Genomic DNA, 17,979 nt, shown 5'->3' with positions numbered 1-17,979 from the left:
ATTCGAATGTGCTCCGGTGTATCACATCCAGAGTGCACGAACAGCGGCTTGCATGAAGCGGTTTCCGACCCCCTGAAAACCTGTTTTCTGCCGTTATGCAAATTTCGGGAGTTTTCGACCAAACCCGCGTGGGGCACGCGCGCCCTCCGGCGAGAAACTCCTTTGGGATATGGATAAAGGCTTGGGGACCCCTTCAGGAAAAGACAGAACGACGTTAATTCAACATCTAAGATGTAGTATTTTCCTTCCCCCGTAAAACCAGGCCAATACGCGCCAATGCTTTGATTTTAATGTCTAAAATTAAATGATTAGGCTAATCCTAATGTTTGATGAGGAAGTCAATTCTTAAGAGGACCGCACGGCCCGTATATACCCGACAGTGACTTCGCGGTGAATATGGAGGCGAGTTTGACCGATACACAACAAATCGCGATTGACGTACGGGATGCGGTTAAACGCTATGGTGACTTCACCGCGCTAAAGAAGATCTCTCTGTCAATCATGGACAATGAGTTTTTTACGCTTCTAGGCCCATCCGGTTGCGGCAAGACAACTCTGTTACGCATGATCGCCGGGTTTGAGGATGTAACCGAAGGGGCGATTTTCCTCTTTGGCGATGAGATTGAAAACCTGCCGCCGAACAAGCGGCCGGTGAATACGGTTTTCCAGAACTATGCCCTGTTTCCTCACATGACTATTCTCGAAAATGTGGCGTTCGGGTTGGAAATGCGCGGAACATCGAAAGCCGAGGCGCTTAAAAAAGCGGGGGAGATGCTGGAACTGGTGCAACTCAGCCAGTTTTCTGCGCGCAAACCCAGCCAGCTTTCCGGGGGCCAGCAGCAGCGTGTCGCGTTGGCGCGTGCTTTGGCACCGCGGCCGAAGGTTCTGCTGTTGGACGAACCGTTGTCGGCGCTGGACCTCAAGTTACGGAAAGCGATGCAGTTGGAGTTGAAGCATCTGCAGCGCGAAACCGGGATCACCTTCATCTTCGTCACGCACGATCAGGAAGAAGCGTTGACCATGTCTGACCGCATCGCGGTGATGTCGGCGGGTGAGATGCAACAGCTTGGCACGCCGACCGATATTTATGAGCGCCCGCATAATATGTTCGTTGCCGACTTTATCGGCGAGACCAACCTTTTGGAAGTTTCAGTCGACGGGATCGAGAGTGGCCGCGCGACGTGCCATCTCGGGGGGGGACACGAGCTGACTTGCAACGCTGTCGAGGGGATTGGCGTTGGGTCTAAAGTCCACATGTCGATCCGTCCGGAACGGCTCTACATGTCTGACTCTCCCGTCGAAACCGAAAGCCTAAAAGGGCGGATCAAAGAGAACATTTTTGTCGGCACCGACATAACCACGATCGTAGACCTGCAGGACGGCCCAAACTTCGTCGTGCGCACGTCGAACTCGGATCGTGGTAATAAACGCATCTTCGAGCCAGGCACCGAGATGTTTGTCAACATGGAGCTGGGGGCCGCGCGCCTCCTGGCAGACTGATGGCGGCGGGTGCGGCAAGTGGCGGCAGCGCCACGACAGACACTTATAAAGAGGCCCGTACATGGCTGTTGCTACCGGCTTGGGTAACACTGACCATTCTGGTTCTGGCCCCGGTAATTATGATGCTGATCTACTCTTTCCTGACGAAAGAGTTTCGTGGCGGCGTGATCTGGGAATTCTCTCTGGCAGCCTACGATCAATTCTTCTTTGATCGTGGGTTGTTCGGGGACGATCCTCCAAAAATCGAGTGGACCTATATCACCATCTTCTGGCGGTCGATCTGGCAGGCGGGGGCGGCAACGCTTCTGAGCTTGTTGATCGGGTTCCCGACGGCGTATTTCATTGCAACCAGATCTGAGAATATGCGCCCGATCTGGGTGTTTCTGATCACCATTCCCTACTGGGTGAATCTGCTGATCCGGACCGTTTCGATGAAATTCTTGCTACGCGATCAAGGTCCGCTGAACGATTTTCTGATGAGTATCGGCCTGATCGACAGCCCTCTGCATATCGTGAACACCAACTTTGCCGTACAGCTTGGCCTGTTCTATTCCTACCTGCCCTTCATGGTCTTGCCGATCTATGCGGCTGTCGAACGCTATAACTTTGCCCTGTCTGAGGCAGCGGCCGATCTCTATGCAAGCAAGTGGACAACACTGCGTCGTGTCCTGTTGCCTGCCGTCAAACCGGGTGTGTTCGCAGGATGCATTCTGGTCTTTGTACCCTCGATGGGGTCATTCCTTGCACCTGACCTTCTGGGTGGCGCCAAGAATTTCATGATCGGGTCGCTTATCGAGGAACAATTCAAGGGCAACGCGGGTAACTGGCCATTTGGGGCGGCGGCCTCGATGATCCTGCTGACAATGGTTCTGATCATCCTGATGTTCTCGGCCCGGCAGCAGGCCAAAGCCGACAAGGCAGGAGGCTGACCGATGGCAAGCAAGCAATTCAACATCAAGTCCTACACTGGCTTCAAGGCCATCACCCTGCTCTGTCTGGTTGTGCTGTACGCGCCTCTGGTCGTCGTGACTATCTACAGCTTCAACGCTTCGCAATCCCTGACAAACTGGGAGGGGGTCTCGCTGCGCTGGTACGCAGACGTCTTCACCGGCCCCGAGAGCGGGAAGTTCAAGACGGCCGCCAAGAACAGCTTTTTCATCGCAATTGTTGCCGCAACCGTTGCAACGACGATCGCAACACTGGCGGCGACGGGCATGGTGCGCGGAGGCAGGTTCCGCTTTCGCACTGTTTCTTTCGGGCTAATCAGCCTGCCGCTTATGGTCCCGGAAATTGTCTTGGCTGTCGCAACCCTGATTTTTTTCAACTCGATCGGCTTTGAGCGCGGGCTTCTGACGATCTTGCTGGCCCATATCGCGTTTTGCATCCCCTTTGCTTACCTGCCGATATCGGCGCGGATGCAGGGCATCGAGGACAGTTACGAACAAGCCGCGCTGGATCTCTATGCGACCAAAAGGCAAGCGTTCACCAAGATCCTGCTGCCTTTGATGATGCCCGGTATCATCTCGGGCTTCCTCTTGGCTTTCATCGTCAGTCTGGATGATTTCATTATCACCAACTTCGTGAAAGGCGCAGGCGTCGAAACCCTGCCTACCGCGATCTTTGGCTCGGTCAAGCAGGGGATCAAGCCCAATATCATGGCGATTTCGACCATGTTGCTGAGCGTGTCCATCGTCATGGTCACGATCAGCTATTTTGTCAGCAAGTCTGACAACACCAAATAACCAACAGACGGAGAGACACATGAAACACTTGATGAAAAGCGGCGTTGCCGCCCTAGCACTGACCTTAGGAGCCAACGCAGCTGCAGCCGAGGGCGAATTGGTCATATACCACTGGTTTGAATACATTCCGCAGGAGTTGCTGGAAAAATTCACCGAAGAAACCAGCATCAACGTCACAATGGATACTTACGACTCCAACGAGGCGATGCTGGCGTCGCTAAAGGCAGGCGGCATCGGCACCTATGACGTTTCGGTGCCGGGCGACTACATGGTCGCCATCATGGCCGAGGAAGGCATGTTGGATACGATCACTGACGGCGAGCTGAAAAACAAAGGTAACATCGCGCCAGAATGGGCAGACCCCAATTTTGACCCGGGGCGGCAATCTTCGATCCCGTATCAGTGGGGATCAACCAGCTTTGCCGTGAGCCGTGATGCCTATGACGGTGACATTCAGACCACCGACATTCTGTTTAACCCTCCGGCTGAACTGCAGGGCCGCATCAACATGCTGGACAGCCAGGGTGAGGTGATGGCGATGGCCTCACTCCACATGGGCATCCCGCAATGTTCGACTGATCGTGAGCAGCTGAAGGCGCTGAACGCCATGCTGCAAGAGGCCAAACAGCATTGGGCGTCTTTCAACTCGGATACCGCAAAAGAAGTACTGGTGTCCGGTGATGCCGCCGTCGGTCAAATCTACGACGGGTTTGCAGCCAAGGCACGCGAAGAAGGCGCCAATGTGGAATATGCCTATCCGACGCAAGGTTATATCGCGTGGATGGACAATGTTGTTCTGCTGAAAGATGCACCTAACCGCGAAAATGCGCTGATCTTCATGGATTTCCTGCTGGAACCTGAAAACATCGCGGCCGTCACCAACTTTGCGCAATACAATGCAGGCGTGACCGGTACGGAAAGCTTCTTGGACCCGGCGCTGGCGGCCCAACCTGAAAAGAACCCCCACGCAGATGCGGGCCCGGGTGTCTTTATCGAGGTATGCAAGGAGGAAGTTCAGGCCGTCTACGACCAGATCTGGACCAACTTGAAGAAGTGATCCTGTTCTTCTGAATAGTGGCTCTCCGGTCCAGTTTCGGCTGCCCGGAGGGCTTTTTTCTTTCATGGCCACAGTGACCGCACAGAAGGAAACAGCAAGATGAAAAAACCACTTCACCTACTACCCGACGGGAACCCTGAAACCGGCTTTGTTCCGTCATCCCTGGTGGCGGAAAGTGATTTCACCACGGATGACAAGACCGAGACTATCAGCAGCTTTTTCGAGAGCACAGACGAGAAAATCTCGACCGGGGTCTGGGAATGCGCCCCTTGTCGCGAGGTCATCGAGGCCTATCCCGTCGACGAGATGATGACCGTGATCTCGGGGTCAGTTACCTTGACCGCTTCGGACGGATCGGCACAGACGTTTGGTGCCGGGGACACGTTTTTCATTCCCAAGGGCACACCATGCACCTGGGAAATCACGCAGACACTGCGCAAGTTTTATATGATTGCAGCATAACGGAGGCGCGGTGCGAGTTACTTTGCGCCGCGCAGATTACGGAGTACCGCCAGACAGGCGATGCCAAGGAACATGACCTCCATCACGATGGCGCCCGGATTGGGTCTGTAGATCAGAGAAAGCATAACCAATGATCCCCCCGCGATGTTCCACGCATTGAACGCGATTTTGTCGGCAGGAAGGATATTGCGGGTGGCCAGGTAGTAGACGCAGATGATGATCGCCGACCCCAGAATGCCGAGGCCATCAACGAAAGTGAGGTCTTGAAGCAAGGTCATGATCGGCTTCAGTTGCTGATGTCTTCGAGAATACGGTCCATCATAGCGTCGCAGGCGCTGAGTTCTCCGATCTCCAAGTATTCATCCGGCTTATGGCCCTGCCCCTCCATTGATCCCGGCCCGCAGACAACCGTGGGGATGCCCAATTCGCTAAAGAAACCGGCCTCAGTCCCAAAGGCAACCTTGGTGGTAGCGTTGCTCTGCGCCAGTTTCTGGGCATAGCCAATCACCGCGTCGGATTCAGCGACATCTAACCCGGGGTAAGCGTTATACTGTTCGACCTCGACACGGGCTTCCGTACAGATGTCATTGTACTTTGCGCCTACCCTGCCCGCCGCATCCTGTATCTGACGCAGGATGTCTTTACCGTGATCCGACGCAAGATGGCGGTATTCAAAGGTCAACTCGGCTCGATCCGGTACAATGTTCAACGCTTTGCCGCCCGACAACATTCCCACATGGAAGGTCGTATACGGCACTGAATAAGCCGGGTCGCTGTTTCCGCTGTCCGCATAGGTTTTCTGCAGGTGTCGCAGTTCCCCAACGAAATCAGTAGCCAAATGTAGCGCGTTGACGAATTTTGGAGCCAGAGCGGAGTGCCCGTTTTGCCCATGACACACGGCGCGCAACGCAGCCTTACCTTTGTGCCCGATAGCCACCCGCATTTCGGTAGGCTCGCCCACAAAACAGGCTCGAGGTTGGCCAAGCATCGGGGCCAATCGATCCAGCATGTGCTGAATTCCGACGCAGCCCACCTCTTCATCATAGGACAGTGCAATCTTGAGTGGTTCGCGCAAGCTCGCACCGGCAGCTCGATCAGCCAGCGCCATGACAGAGGCCACATACCCTTTCATATCCGTCGTACCGCGCCCGTAAACGCGGTTGCCTTCACGGGTTAGACGAAACGGGTCTTTAGTCCAGCTTTGCCCTTCAACGGGCACAACATCGGTGTGTGCGGACAGCAGCACCCCTTCGCCGTCAGGCCCCTTTTCCGCAAACAGTCCAGTCTTTTCCCCGCCGGGATCGGTGATGCGATGAACGGCAAAACCACGCGCTTCCAAAAACTCTTCTACATAAGCAGCGAGGTCCAGATTGGAGTTTTTGCTGACGGTATCGAAGCCAACCAGTTTTTCCAGAATATCAAGGGTTTCTGTCATTAGAGTAGAGCCTGCTTAACCGCTAAATCTCGTGCGCATCCATGCTTGGTGATCAGCCTACACCACGCACGAAAAACATAAATCCGAGAATAGCGAAGCACGGGTTAGGAGAAGCCGAAGCCGCTTTAAGCTTTCGTGCCAACATACAGTCCAGGCAGCGTGCCCGATTTCACCGCTTGTTCGCAGTGTTCGACAAAGGCTTTCTTTGTGTTCGTTTCATTTTCGCTCCGCGCGCTGAGCAGACCCAGGTTCATCGGTCTAAGATCGCCCGCCAACGGCACAAAGATCAGTTTCTTACCATCAGGCGAAAGTGCGTTGATGGGCCGTATATTTGCGATCGAAAACCCGAATCCATTGGCGACCAGAGAACGCATGACCGACATATCCGCCGTTCGTTCCGCGATGTTCGGCTTGATATTCGCTTCGCGGAAGAAGGACAGGAAATACTCGCCGCTGAAGGGTAGATCCAGCAGCACCATCGGATCATCCTGAAGGTCAGCGATTGCTAACTCGGACCGGTCGGCCAGTGGATGGTCCTTACCCAGAACTACATAGGGGGGCAGCGCGTGCAGAGCCCGAAATTCGAGGTCCGCAGGAATATCCAGGTCGTAGGTCAAGGCAATATCCAATTCAGCCCGGCGCAGCTGACTAAAGATTTCGGCCTGATTGAGTTCCCTTTGTTCAATACGGACTTCGGGATAGATATTCTCGAACTCCCGCCGCAGCCCCGGCAAGATGATCTGCGCAAAGGTCACCAAACATCCAACTGAAAGCACGCCCTGAACCTTGCCGGTGATTTCCCCTGCAAGCGTAGCCAGCAATTCGGCCTCTCGCAGCACGAACTCTGTGCGTTCCATGAATTTGTGCCCGGCTTTGGTCAGCGACAGACCGCGGGCATGTTCACGTACAAACAGGCTGACACCGAACTCGACCTCAAGCTGGGTAATCGCTGCCGAGATCGACGGCGATGACACGTTCAGCTTGTCGCTGGCGGCAGCGATGCTGCCTGCCTTTCCGACGGCCACAAAATATTCAAGCTGCCGCAGCGTGTATCTGAAAGGCAATGGCGCATCTCCGCTTGGTCGCGGATCAAGCCTTGTACTTGATCCACGTGGTCTTCAAAGCAGTATACTTTTCAAGCGAGTGCAATGACAAATCGCGCCCAAAGCCGGACTGTTTCATGCCGCCAAACGGTGTCTGGGCAGACAGGGCATCTACCGTATTCACAGATACGGTTCCGACCATCAGCTTGTCCGACACCCGGCAGGCGCGGGACAGGTTGTCAGTCCAGACCGACGCAGCGAGCCCGTAGATCGAGTCGTTCGCCATCCGCACCGCGTCCTCTTCGGTGTCGAAGGAGATAACCGAAAGAACGGGGCCAAATATCTCGTCCCGAGCCAGCGGGTTGTCATGTTTTACATCGTCGAAGATTGTCGGCTGAACAAAGCAACCTTTGCCATCAACCGTGACGCGCTCTCCACCAGTCACCAGATTTGCAGTTTTCTTGCCCTCTTCGACAAAGCGCATGATGCCCTGCGTTTGTTTCTCATCAACGATCGCGCCCATTTTTGATTTGGGATTTAGCGGGTCACCCGGTTGGGTCGCTTGCGCACGGGCGATCAGTTTTTCGACAAACGCATCCTTGATCGAACGCTCCACATACAGCCGCGAGTTTGCCGAGCAGACCTCGCCCTGATTGAAGAAGATTCCAAAGGCGGCCATGTCGGCGGCGGTATCCAATTTTTCGCAATCGGCAAAGACCAGATTGGGGCTTTTTCCTCCGGTTTCCGGCCAGACCTGTTTCAGGTTCGACTGCCCCGAATATTGCATGAACATCTTGCCGATGGCGGTCGAACCGGTGAAGGCCAGACAATCCACGTCCATGTGCAGCCCCAACGCCCGACCAGCGGTGACGCCGAAACCCGGCACAACGTTGAAAACCCCATCCGGGATACCAGCCTCAGCCGCCAGTTCCGCCAGTCGCAACGCAGACAAAGGCGACTGTTCGGCCGGCTTCAACACAACCGAGTTGCCAGCCGCCAACGCAGCGGCCGCTTTCCACGTGGCCATGTCCAGCGGGAAATTCCAGGGCGTCACCGCACCGACGACGCCCAAAGGAACGCGACTAACCAGCGCCAGATCACCGGGTCCGGTGGGAGCGACCTCGTCATACACCTTGTCGATCGCCTCGGCATACCATTGGAAGAAATGCGCCGAGCCGGGGGCGTCGATGGTAGCGGCATCCGTCACCAATTTGCCCATGTCGAGGCTGTCCAAAAGCGCCATCTCTTCAAGGTTTTCGCGGATCAGTTCTGCCAGTTTCAGCATCACCGCCTTTCGATCCCCCGGCGCCATACGCGACCAGCGTCCGTCTTCAAATGCGGCGCGGCCTGCGGACACGGCGCGGTTGATATCTTCCTCATCACATTCGGCAACCGGGGTCAAAACCGCTCCGGTGGCCGGGTTGATGCTGTCGAAGGTTTTACCTGACGCGGCATCGACAAACTTGCCGTTGATGAAAGCCTGCCCGCGAAATGACAAACCCGCAGCGCGGCTTTTCCAATCTTCGTGTGAATAGTCCAACATGGTGTCTCTCCCTGCTTATTCGTCGCCGGGTACGCCGTAAGAAGGCGCTTCGCGCGGGTCGAGCGCGCGCTGGATGTAAGCGTCCAACTGTGGCTTATAAATGTCCCAAGCGGTTGCGATGGCTTCAATCGGACAATCCTCGGTCCAGTCGCAACGCAGATCGGCTACCGGCCAACTGACCTTGTCGACAATTTTCATGCCCGCCGAATGCACCGGCCCTGCCTCGCCGCCTGCGGCCAGCCCAGCACGCATGGCCGCGATCAAGCGATCGCCGACATGGCCCGAGGCGGACAGGAAACCGTCAACTATAGCTTGCGGAATACCCTCGTTGGCCAGAAGATTGCCGCCCGAGGCGACATTCTCAGCCTGCGCCTGTGTCCAGATGCCCAAAGAGTTGGGGCCGGAATGGATTGCCGTACGCCCGGCGGTATCCACCGCCAGAACCTGACGGTATTCAATGAACTTCGCTCGAGCCTTCATCTCTTCAATGGCCTCAGGCGCGGCCTTACCCTGCTCCATCAGGTCCAGCGTCAGCGGTCCGAGGCTGGGATCTGTCACGTTCTGTGAAGCGACCGCCCCTACACCGGCGCGAGCAAACGAGCAGCGGGCTGCCACTGCCGGCGACGAAGACGAAATCGCCAGACCGAACATGCCTGTTTCGGCGCAGCGAGCAACCAAAGAAAATGTCATTCGGACCTCCTTAAAGACAAAGACCGGGTCGCGCGGGGTGAGAGCGTTTCAGCGCGACCCGGTTTCCAGAAATGATCGGCAAGATCAGTCGGGAATGACAGCAGTGCCATCGATTTCAACCAGCCATTCCGGTCGTGCCAACGCCTGAACGACCAACCCGGTCGAGACCGGATGCACACCTTTGATATACTCGCCCATGGTGCGGTAGACCGCCTCGCGATGGCGAACGTCGGTGATATAGACGACTACTTTTACCAGATGCTCCATCGAGCCGCCGCATTCTTCGATCAGCTGCTGGATATTCTGCATCACCTTGTGGGTTTGTTCGACCGGATCATGGCTGTTGATATTGACCGCATCGTCCAGGTTTTGAGGGCACTGGCCGCGCAGATAAACAGTCTTCCCCCCCTGAGTGACAACGGCCTGACACAAGTCGTTGTCGAGGTTTTGCTCGGGGTACGTCTCTTTGGTGTTGAACTTGCGGATGCGTGTATGCGCCATTTCGAGTTCCTGTTTGATTATTCTGCTGCGGCGGTGGAGACGATGGCAGCGGTGCCGTCATAATCGGCATAGGCGCGCTGAATCGCGATCTGATCGGCGATGTATTTCGCGTCGTGCCACACGCCCCAAAGGAAGGTCGAACCACGGCGTGACTGCCACGGAAGGCCAAGGAAATACACATCAGGTTCAACGGATACGCCGCGCTGATGGATCGGCGCGCCTTTTTCGTCGAACGCATCCGCCTTGATCCAGCTAAAGTCCTGACGGAAACCGGTCGCCCAGATGATCGTGGAGATACCTTCCTTGGCAAAATCAACCGAGGCCAGTGGGTTGGTCAGGCTCTCGGGGTCGGCAAACGCCTCGCGCGCTTCGGGTTCTTCCGGCAGTTCGATGCCCGTGCGTTGCACATAGGCGTCTGCCAAATCCAGCATCTCATGATAGTTGGCGTCGCCTGCCGCCACATTGCGCTGCAGATCATCAGCAAAACTGAGGACACCGTTGTCAAAGCTTTTGGTCATTCCGACAAGCGTGACACCCTCGTTCCCGATGCGGCGGAAGTCCATAGTGTGACCGCCATAGGCCCCGCTGACCGAGATAGTCACATGCTCGGTCCCCGGTTTCATCGCGGCCACGTCCCACAAGCCCAGAACACCCAGCCACCACACAAAATCACGGCCACGATAGCGGCGCGGTGGGCGGTCGTGCGGGCCAACGGACAGAAACACTTTGCGGCCTGCGCGGTTTAGTTCATCCGCGATTTGCGCACCGGATGACCCGGCGCCGACAACCATCACGGCCCCTTCGGCCAACTGATCGGGGTTCTTGTAGTAGAAGGAATGAATCTGATCGACACCCGCAGTTTCCGGCACGATCGGAGGAATGACCGGGTGCTGAAATGCGCCCGTGGCGGCCACGATGCGTTTGGCCTGGATTTCACCGGCTGTAGTTTGAACGAGGAAGCCGCCTTCGCCCGGCAGACGTTCGGCCTTGAGCGCCTCAACCCCTTCACGGATCGGGGCGTTCACCATCTCGGCGTATTCGACCAGATACTCGGCCACGCGGTCTTTCGATACGAATGCATCCGGGTCATCACCGTTGAACAGCAAGCTTGGGAACCGATCGTGCCAGGCCGGACCATTCGCGACCAAAGCGTCCCAGCGACCAGTTCGCCAAGCTTCGGCAGTCCGGTTCTTCTCAAGAATGATGTGAGGAACATCGTTGTTTCCCAAGTGTTCACTCAGCGCGATGCCGGCCTGTCCACCGCCAACAACAAGCGTGTCGGTTTTTTCAATGGGCATGTATCGGTTTCCTTTGTTGCGTCCTGATCCGACCTGAAAGGTCAAAGAATGCTGCGTCGTGCTGTTCCGCTCCAGCACGCCCCGCGTGTTTCACCAGCAAGTTCCCACAAGTTGAAATCCGACGAAATTATTGTCTGACTTACCCCTAATTAGGCTTTAGCTAATCTGTTTGGCTTAACCCTTTGTCTGCCCTTGCTCGGACAAATACGGCGCGATCAGATAATAGAGCTCACCCTGTGAGGAGATCCGGCATTTCTTGTAGAGCTGCTTGCGAATTACCTTCACGGTCTGAGAGCTGATCCCCAGCGTAAGACCAATGGAAACCGACGAATGGCCCTGCAAAATCAATATTGCGATCTCGGCCTGCCTGGCGCTCAGACCGATGCCCAGTTCCGAGGTCAGGCGTTGCCTTAACTGGTCAACGACGTCTTCCGACGCGTCTTGGCCGCGCGGACTGATCCCCGCCCAGTTCTGCCTTACTAGCGCATTCACGATTGGGACCACGTGTTTTGCCTGCTTCAGGTCACGCGACGAAAACTTTGATCCGGTCGTAGCGTCGCGCCCGATACAAACCGTCATCGAAACATCCTGCGAAGGCCACGAGAAAAATGCCACCTCGTCAGCCAGCGTGGTACGTTGGTAGTACGACTTATAGTATTCATTCCGCTGAAACTGATCCGGCGCGATATCAGTCAAACGGTACATCCCTTCTGCCACTCGGTTGGTGTGGAGGGCGTAAAAAGGATCCAGCAGATAAGCTCCGGTCACATAGTGGCTGTTCATACGTTCGAACACACGCCGCTCAACGGAGTGGGCCAAAAAGACTTCTGGCTGCTGTTTGTCGAAAAACGCGAGAATCGTCACATTGTCAAAGTGCAACGAGGCACTGAGCCATCGATGAAGCCGTTGCGCGAACTCAGAAGTCCCGATGGCCTCAATAGCATCTGCCAATAGGTTGGGTTCGGGAATCTGATTCATGCCCTCATACCTCCTTGGGGGTATATACCCCCCAATCAAGAGTGCCTACTAATTATGGGCAATATAGAGGGGTATATCTGATCTCAAAACCCCTCAGATCATCAGACGAGCGACCAGAAAAGGTCGAAACTGCCAGAGCCCCAAGGGAGATCCAGCAATGCGCGACCCACGCTATGACATTCTGTTCGAACCGATGAAAATCGGCCCTCACACCGCCAAAAACCGGTTTTATCAGGTGCCTCATTGCAATGGTGGCGGATATCGGGATCCTTCGGCAGCGGCCGCGATGCGGGGCATCAAGGCTGAAGGCGGATGGGGAGTTATCTTCACCGAGCAATGCGAGATGCACCACACGTCGGAAATCACACCCTTCATCGAACTGCGCCTGTGGGAAGACAAAGACATCCCGCAACTGCGTAAAATGTCTGAGCGGATGAAGACGCATGGCGCTTTGGCCGGAATTCAGTTGGCTTACTCCGGGATCAACGGTCCGAACCTGTACACAAAGGAAGTGCCGCTTGCCCCCTCGGCGCTGCCGATCCGGACCTTTACCAACGATCCTGTGCAGGCGCGGGCGCTGGACAAGCAGGATATCAAGGACCTGCGCCGTTGGTTCGTGAACGCTGCAAAACGGTCGAAAGAGGCCGGGTTTGATCTGATCTGCCTCTATGGAGCGCATGGGTTCGGCATTTTCCAGCACTTCCTCAGCCGCGCCACCAATCAGCGCAGCGACGAATATGGCGGTTCTCTGGAAAACCGCGCACGATTCAGCCAAGAAGTCATCGCCGACATGCGCGACGCTGTCGGGGATACGATGGCGATCACCCTACGGGTCAGCCTCGACGAAACGATCGGAGAGCTTGGTTTTTCGAACACAGAAGTACGCGACTACATTGAGATGAACAAAGATCTGCCCGATCTTTGGGACCTCGCGCAAGGGACGTGGGAGGATTGTTCAGGCCCCTCGCGTTTCAAGGAAGAGGCCGCGCAGGAACAGCTGGTGCGTGGCATCCACGAGTTGACCGACAAACCTATTGTCGGCGTTGGTCGGTTCACTTCGCCCGACGTTATGGCCAAAATGATCAAGTCGGGCACTTTGGATTTCATCGGTTGTGCCCGTCCGTCCATCGCTGACCCGTTCCTGCCGAAAAAGATCGAGGAAGGTCGAATCGAAGACATTCGCGAGTGCATCGGCTGCAACATCTGCATCACCGGCGACATGACAATGTCGATCAGTCGCTGTACGCAGAACCCGACCTTCATGGAAGAGTGGCGCAAAGGCTGGCATCCCGAGAAGATGAACCAGAAAGGCGGAAGCTCTAACGTGCTGATCGTCGGCTCCGGTCCGGCGGGACTTGAAGCGGCCTGGGCCTTGTGCCGCCGAGGCTATGACGTGGCAGTGGCCGAAGCGCGTGACGTGATCGGCGGGCGTGTTACCCGCGAGCGCCAACTGCCGGGCCTGTCGGCTTGGGGGCGTGTTGTGGACTACCGGGACTATCAGCTCAGCCAGCGTCCGAATGTCGAAATCTATCGCGAAAGCGAACTGGACGCCGATAGCATTCTTGAGTTTGGGTTTGAAAACGTCTGCATCGCCACAGGTGCAACCTGGCGCCGCGATGGTGTGGCCCGTCAGCACGTGGTTCCAATGCCCATCGCCGAGGGGGCCAAGGTCTATACCCCCGACGATCTGATGGATGGAACCATACCGACCGGGCGTGTCGTGGTGTATGATGACGATCACTATTACATGGGCGGCGTTGTGGCCGAGCTGCTAGCAAAAAACGGTGCGCAAGTGACGCTGGTGACGCCCTCGGCTTATGTCAGTGATTGGACGAACAACACGCTTGAACAGATCGCCATTCACCCACGTCTGGTGGACGCAGGGGTCGAGATCGTGCTCAATCAGGGTGTGACCGAGATTCATTCTGATCATGTGGTGTCGAACTGTGTCTATACTGACCGCACCTGGAAGATCGAGGCGGACGCGGTTGTGATGGTGGCATCACGGTTGGAAAACAACGCTGTGTTTAACGCTTTGAAGGCGAAAGAGGCGGAATGGGCCGATGCTGGTATCAAATCCGTTAAATTGATTGGGGACGCCAACGCACCCGGCCCTATAGCCTGGGCAACATACGCCGGTCATCGGTATGCGCGCGAGCTCGACGGCCCGGACATCGGCGACAGCCTGCCCTTCCGTCGGGAAATTACGGAACTGGCAATGGATTGAACCACTTAAATCGGTCAAAGGCGGTTGAGCTTGAACTCCACCGCCTTTGATATTCGGGCTACCTAAAACCTCTGCCGTAGTCGGTAGCCCGTTATTTGAATTTAAGACAGAGTGTGACCCGCACCGGAAGAATAAGGTCAAATTGACCGATCAGCCTGTTCTCTCCGACAACCTTTTAAAATGCGTCTGAGCAAGGCCTTGAAATCCGTTGATAAACTTGCCCTGACGATCTTCATGATAGGCCAGAACAACGTTCAACGGCCGGAGCGTCTCGACCAATTTGAGGGCTTTCACAGTACCGCCGCTATACGTCGCCGCCGCCTCAGGCACCATGATCAGAAAAGAAAAACCGAACCCTTCGGATACGGCGCTGCGCACTGTCTCAAGCGAGTTTGAGGTATAGGCTATCTCTGGATAGAGGGCGGTCTCGGCCAATAAGTCTTCGAAATAAACGCGGCTTCCGGGCCCGTCGAACATGACATAGGGGATATCCTGCAAATCGGACAATCGAACATATTCGCTCTGCGCCAGTGGGTGGTTCGACGAAATTATCACCTTTGGTTGCAGGGCAGTCAGGTCGACGACTTTCAGACCTTCCAATGACCACCCCCGGTCGTATGTCAGCGCCAGGTCGATTTCACCATTCCGCAGCGCGTCGCCGAGAGCGGCGAGCCCGTATTCTGTTTGATATATGCTGACACCCGGAAATGTATGCTGAAAGTCCCGAATGAGCGTCGGCAGAAAAAACGGCGCAAGGGTCTTGAACGCACCAAGACGCAGCTCACCTGCAGTTTCCGACACCAAAGCTTTGGCTTGAATATCGACATGCTCTGCCTGCGCTTCCAATTCCAGAACATGTTCTAAAAACAACCGCCCTTGAAGTGTAAGCGTCAATCCACGAGCATGGTGGCGGTCGAACAGGATCAGACCTGTTACGTCCTCAAGCTTTTGAATCGCCTGCGCCACGGATGGCTGCGAAATATTCAAGACCCGCGCGGCCTGAGCAATTCCACCGCACTCGGCGACGGTTCGAAAATAGGTGCATTGGCGCAAAGTGAAGCGAACCATACTTTACCTCTCTCGATGTAACATTTTTTAAGTTTTTATATTTCTCATTATAGGTGCAACTTAAAAATACCCGAGCGAGACAGGAGGAATCTGCCTGCTGGTCGGTGTCACCGCATGATTGAGGAGCTACCCATGTCGTTAGACCAGGCCGTTACCGAACTGCTAGATGCCGCGCATCGTCCGATAGAAAACGCGGTTGCCATGCCGCCTTCTGTCTACACGAGCGAGGATTTTCTGCGCAGCGAGTTGGACCATGTCTTTGGCAAAGACTGGGTCTGTGTCGGACGGTCCAGTCGTCTGGCGAATGTTGGCGATTACATCTCGCTGGAAATAGCGGGACAACCCATCGTCGTGCTACGGGACAGATCAGGTGAACTGCGAGCATTCTCGAACGTCTGCCTCCACCGCATGTCCACGATCGTGGAGGGTGAAGGAAACGCCCGCGTTCTGGTATGCCCCTATCACGCCTGGACCTACGATCTTGAGGGTAACCTGCGCGGCGCGCCGTTCATGAAAGAGACGACTGGGTTTTGCAAGGAAAGCTACAAGCTCCCGAAGATTCGCTGTGAGGAATGGTTGGGTTGGATCTATGTGACCCTGAACCCGGACTCCGCCCCTGTGACCCAGCAGTTTTCCGAACTGGAGAGCATGATCTCGCAATACGGCATGGAGACCTATGTGGAGTGCTTCCGCGAGACCCATGTCTGGGACACGAACTGGAAGGTTCTGGCAGAGAATTTTATGGAGAGCTACCATCTGCCAGTTTGCCATGCAGAGACGGTAGGCGGTCATTCCAAACTGGAAGAAATGGATTGCCCGCCCGGGCTCAGAAACTTCAACTATCACTGGATCACCAAAGAGGCGTCGCTGCCGATGGGCAACGCGCATCCGGACAACACACGGCTGGAAGGCGATTGGCGCAAAACCACCGCACTGCTGACGCTCTATCCAAGCCATCTGATCACGTTGACGCCCGGTTATTTCTGGTACCTGTCGTTGCACCCGAAAGGTACCGGGCAGGTTTCGATTATTTATGGCGGTGGCCTTTCACCCGAATTCATGGCCGACCCGAAGGCGGAGGAGTATGTCGCCACGCTGAAGAAGCTACTCGACGATGTGAACGTGGAAGATCGCGACTGCACCGAGAAGGTGTTCAAAGGTTTGAATTCGGGGGCCGCACGGCCCGGGCATCTGTCTTACCTTGAAAGACCGATTTATGATTTCACGCAGTATCTGGCCGAGAAAACAGCCGGTTTCAATCGCGTCTTCGAGCAGGAGGCAACGAGATGAAAATGCAACTGATCCAAAAGCAGCGGGTCGCCGAAATGGTCGAAACGCTCCATCAGGTCGCGGCCTTGCCCGAAGCTGAGGCTCAGTGTTTGCCTGGATGGTTTTATACGGACCCCGAGTTCTTCGATCTGGAAGTAAGAACATTTCTGAGCAAGGAATGGCATTGTCTGGGCCGCGCCGACGAGATTCCTCAGCCCGGTGACTATTTTACGGCTCAGCTATTTGATGAACCTTTGCTGGTGGTCCGCGGTGATGACGAACAGATCAGGGTTCTGTCGAACCTCTGCCGTCATAGGGGCATGCCGATTGCCGAAGGATCAGGATCAACGCGCAAGTTTGTTTGCAGTTACCATGCCTGGAGTTATGCCCGGGACGGAGAATTGCTGAACGCCCCACGCATGCGCGACAAGGGTGTAACGAAAGGCAGCTGCGCATTGCCGGAGTTCCGCTGTGAAGAGTGGAACGGGTTTATCTACGCCAATATCGACGATGACGCGGAACCGCTTGCGCCGCGCCTGGAGCAGCTCGAAGTACTGCTTGGCAATTACGAAACAGACAGGATGCGCCACGTCGCGACCTTTGAAGAAGACTGGCACACGAACTGGAAGTGTCTTGTCGAGAATTTCATGGAAGCGTACCACCTGTCGGTTGTACATCCGGAAACGCTGCATCACTATACGCCGACGGGCCTAAGCCGAAAGGCATTGTCTGACGATACATTCACCGCCTATTGCGCGAATTACCCGTCAAGCGCCGAAGCCAGAGGCGTGGGGGCACCCGGCCTGACCGAAGACGAACGACGTCGTTCCACTTTGTTCAACGTGTTCCCTGCTCAGGTGGCCAGCCAGGCCGCGACCCTGCTGGTTTCACTCTCGATCAAACCATTGTCAGTGGACTGCATCCGTGTGCGTTGGACTTTGTCTACGTATGAAAATGAGTTGACGCAGGACGAGTTGGAAGAACGCATCGCGCTATGGCACGAGGTGAACCGCGAAGACCGCGAGAAACTGGAAAAAATGCAATTGGCGCTCAGCTCCCGCCACGCGCCCTCCGGCCATCTCGCGCCGAGCGACTATGAAGGAACCATCTGGGATTTTTACCGCTACTTGTCGCGGCAGTATCCCGTTTGAAATAGTTGAGAAAGA

The 17,979-nt window shown here is 55.6% G+C and carries 17 protein-coding genes; 8 read left to right on the top strand and 9 right to left on the bottom strand.

The window, feature by feature from the left end; genetic code table 11:
• Positions 1-396 precede the first annotated feature (396 nt).
• The 5 genes from ABLN94_RS00850 (at position 397) to ABLN94_RS00830 (ending at position 4,761) form a co-directional block, all read left to right on the top strand.
• Entirely contained in the window at positions 397-1,500 is a 1,104-nt protein-coding gene (locus tag ABLN94_RS00850; protein WP_352988269.1) for an ABC transporter ATP-binding protein, read from the top strand.
• Complete coding sequence (locus ABLN94_RS00845; RefSeq protein WP_170490779.1) at positions 1,500-2,429, top strand: ABC transporter permease; 930 nt, start codon at positions 1,500-1,502, stop codon at positions 2,427-2,429. Before ABLN94_RS00850 ends, ABLN94_RS00845 begins: the two co-directional genes overlap by 1 nt.
• Before the next feature lie 3 nt (positions 2,430-2,432).
• On the top strand, positions 2,433-3,242 hold the full coding sequence (locus ABLN94_RS00840; RefSeq protein WP_170490775.1) for an ABC transporter permease: 810 nt from the start codon (positions 2,433-2,435) through the stop codon (positions 3,240-3,242).
• 19 nt (positions 3,243-3,261) lie between these two features.
• Entirely contained in the window at positions 3,262-4,299 is a 1,038-nt protein-coding gene (locus ABLN94_RS00835; RefSeq protein WP_352988266.1) for an extracellular solute-binding protein, read from the top strand.
• A 99-nt stretch (positions 4,300-4,398) separates the two neighbouring features.
• A complete protein-coding gene (locus ABLN94_RS00830) occupies positions 4,399-4,761 on the top strand; it encodes a cupin domain-containing protein (protein WP_170490769.1) in 363 nt (120 codons plus the stop codon).
• Positions 4,762-4,778: 17 nt separating this feature from the next.
• Here the strand turns inward: ABLN94_RS00830 and ABLN94_RS00825 are convergent, their stop codons facing one another.
• The 8 genes from ABLN94_RS00825 to ABLN94_RS00790 form a co-directional block, all read right to left on the bottom strand.
• Positions 4,779-5,039, bottom strand: a complete 261-nt coding sequence (locus ABLN94_RS00825) for a CBU_0592 family membrane protein (RefSeq protein ID WP_352988264.1) — start codon at positions 5,037-5,039, stop codon at positions 4,779-4,781.
• A gap of 8 nt (positions 5,040-5,047) precedes the next feature.
• Positions 5,048-6,196 carry an acetylornithine deacetylase gene (gene argE / locus ABLN94_RS00820; RefSeq protein ID WP_352988262.1) on the bottom strand — a complete coding sequence of 383 codons (1,149 nt, stop codon included), beginning with the start codon at positions 6,194-6,196 and terminating at the stop codon, positions 5,048-5,050.
• Between the two features lie 125 nt (positions 6,197-6,321).
• Complete coding sequence (locus tag ABLN94_RS00815) at positions 6,322-7,260, bottom strand: LysR substrate-binding domain-containing protein (RefSeq protein ID WP_352988260.1); 939 nt, start codon at positions 7,258-7,260, stop codon at positions 6,322-6,324.
• 25 nt (positions 7,261-7,285) lie between these two features.
• Positions 7,286-8,782, bottom strand: a complete 1,497-nt coding sequence (locus tag ABLN94_RS00810) for an aldehyde dehydrogenase (protein ID WP_352988258.1) — start codon at positions 8,780-8,782, stop codon at positions 7,286-7,288.
• 15 nt (positions 8,783-8,797) lie between these two features.
• Complete coding sequence (locus ABLN94_RS00805) at positions 8,798-9,472, bottom strand: DUF1028 domain-containing protein (RefSeq protein ID WP_352988256.1); 675 nt, start codon at positions 9,470-9,472, stop codon at positions 8,798-8,800.
• A gap of 84 nt (positions 9,473-9,556) precedes the next feature.
• Positions 9,557-9,973, bottom strand: a complete 417-nt coding sequence (locus ABLN94_RS00800) for a RidA family protein (protein ID WP_352988254.1) — start codon at positions 9,971-9,973, stop codon at positions 9,557-9,559.
• A 17-nt stretch (positions 9,974-9,990) separates the two neighbouring features.
• Positions 9,991-11,271: a flavin-containing monooxygenase gene (locus tag ABLN94_RS00795; protein WP_352988252.1), complete on the bottom strand. Its 1,281-nt coding sequence runs from the start codon at positions 11,269-11,271 to the stop codon at positions 9,991-9,993.
• 174 nt (positions 11,272-11,445) lie between these two features.
• The gene (locus ABLN94_RS00790) at positions 11,446-12,249 is read right to left on the bottom strand and encodes a helix-turn-helix transcriptional regulator (protein ID WP_352988250.1); all 804 of its coding nucleotides are present in this window, start codon (positions 12,247-12,249) and stop codon (positions 11,446-11,448) included.
• A gap of 157 nt (positions 12,250-12,406) precedes the next feature.
• Here ABLN94_RS00790 and ABLN94_RS00785 point away from each other — a divergent pair, with 157 nt between their 5' ends.
• On the top strand, positions 12,407-14,476 hold the full coding sequence (locus tag ABLN94_RS00785) for an FAD-dependent oxidoreductase (protein ID WP_352988248.1): 2,070 nt from the start codon (positions 12,407-12,409) through the stop codon (positions 14,474-14,476).
• Positions 14,477-14,626: 150 nt separating this feature from the next.
• Here the strand turns inward: ABLN94_RS00785 and ABLN94_RS00780 are convergent, their stop codons facing one another.
• A complete protein-coding gene (locus ABLN94_RS00780) occupies positions 14,627-15,544 on the bottom strand; it encodes a LysR family transcriptional regulator (RefSeq protein ID WP_352988246.1) in 918 nt (305 codons plus the stop codon).
• 132 nt (positions 15,545-15,676) lie between these two features.
• On the opposite strand from ABLN94_RS00780, the gene ABLN94_RS00775 reads away from it, so the two are divergent.
• Together ABLN94_RS00775 and ABLN94_RS00770 are read left to right on the top strand one after the other, a co-directional pair.
• Entirely contained in the window at positions 15,677-16,834 is a 1,158-nt protein-coding gene (locus ABLN94_RS00775) for an aromatic ring-hydroxylating oxygenase subunit alpha (protein ID WP_352988244.1), read from the top strand.
• Complete coding sequence (locus ABLN94_RS00770) at positions 16,831-17,964, top strand: aromatic ring-hydroxylating oxygenase subunit alpha (protein WP_352988242.1); 1,134 nt, start codon at positions 16,831-16,833, stop codon at positions 17,962-17,964. Before ABLN94_RS00775 ends, ABLN94_RS00770 begins: the two co-directional genes overlap by 4 nt.
• The last annotated feature ends 15 nt before the right edge of the window (positions 17,965-17,979 follow it).

Source organism: Ruegeria sp. SCP11 (genome assembly GCF_040329455.1).
Classification (GTDB): Bacteria; Pseudomonadota; Alphaproteobacteria; order Rhodobacterales; family Rhodobacteraceae; genus Ruegeria; species Ruegeria atlantica_E.
This window is presented reverse-complemented; position numbering and strand designations above follow the sequence as displayed.

Excerpts from the sequence above, each read along its gene's own strand:
- ABLN94_RS00850 (WP_352988269.1), top strand. The coding sequence starts at position 397 with ATGGAGGCGAGTTTGACCGATACACAACAAATCGCGATTGACGTACGG.
- ABLN94_RS00845 (WP_170490779.1), top strand. The coding sequence starts at position 1,500 with ATGGCGGCGGGTGCGGCAAGTGGCGGCAGCGCCACGACAGACACTTAT.
- ABLN94_RS00840 (WP_170490775.1), top strand. The coding sequence starts at position 2,433 with ATGGCAAGCAAGCAATTCAACATCAAGTCCTACACTGGCTTCAAGGCC.
- ABLN94_RS00835 (WP_352988266.1), top strand. The coding sequence starts at position 3,262 with ATGAAACACTTGATGAAAAGCGGCGTTGCCGCCCTAGCACTGACCTTA.
- ABLN94_RS00830 (WP_170490769.1), top strand. The coding sequence starts at position 4,399 with ATGAAAAAACCACTTCACCTACTACCCGACGGGAACCCTGAAACCGGC.
- ABLN94_RS00825 (WP_352988264.1), bottom strand. The coding sequence starts at position 5,039 with ATGACCTTGCTTCAAGACCTCACTTTCGTTGATGGCCTCGGCATTCTG.
- argE (WP_352988262.1), bottom strand. The coding sequence starts at position 6,196 with ATGACAGAAACCCTTGATATTCTGGAAAAACTGGTTGGCTTCGATACC.
- ABLN94_RS00810 (WP_352988258.1), bottom strand. The coding sequence starts at position 8,782 with ATGTTGGACTATTCACACGAAGATTGGAAAAGCCGCGCTGCGGGTTTG.
- ABLN94_RS00805 (WP_352988256.1), bottom strand. The coding sequence starts at position 9,472 with ATGACATTTTCTTTGGTTGCTCGCTGCGCCGAAACAGGCATGTTCGGT.
- ABLN94_RS00800 (WP_352988254.1), bottom strand. The coding sequence starts at position 9,973 with ATGGCGCATACACGCATCCGCAAGTTCAACACCAAAGAGACGTACCCC.
- ABLN94_RS00795 (WP_352988252.1), bottom strand. The coding sequence starts at position 11,271 with ATGCCCATTGAAAAAACCGACACGCTTGTTGTTGGCGGTGGACAGGCC.
- ABLN94_RS00790 (WP_352988250.1), bottom strand. The coding sequence starts at position 12,249 with ATGAATCAGATTCCCGAACCCAACCTATTGGCAGATGCTATTGAGGCC.
- ABLN94_RS00785 (WP_352988248.1), top strand. The coding sequence starts at position 12,407 with ATGCGCGACCCACGCTATGACATTCTGTTCGAACCGATGAAAATCGGC.
- ABLN94_RS00780 (WP_352988246.1), bottom strand. The coding sequence starts at position 15,544 with ATGGTTCGCTTCACTTTGCGCCAATGCACCTATTTTCGAACCGTCGCC.
- ABLN94_RS00775 (WP_352988244.1), top strand. The coding sequence starts at position 15,677 with ATGTCGTTAGACCAGGCCGTTACCGAACTGCTAGATGCCGCGCATCGT.
- ABLN94_RS00770 (WP_352988242.1), top strand. The coding sequence starts at position 16,831 with ATGAAAATGCAACTGATCCAAAAGCAGCGGGTCGCCGAAATGGTCGAA.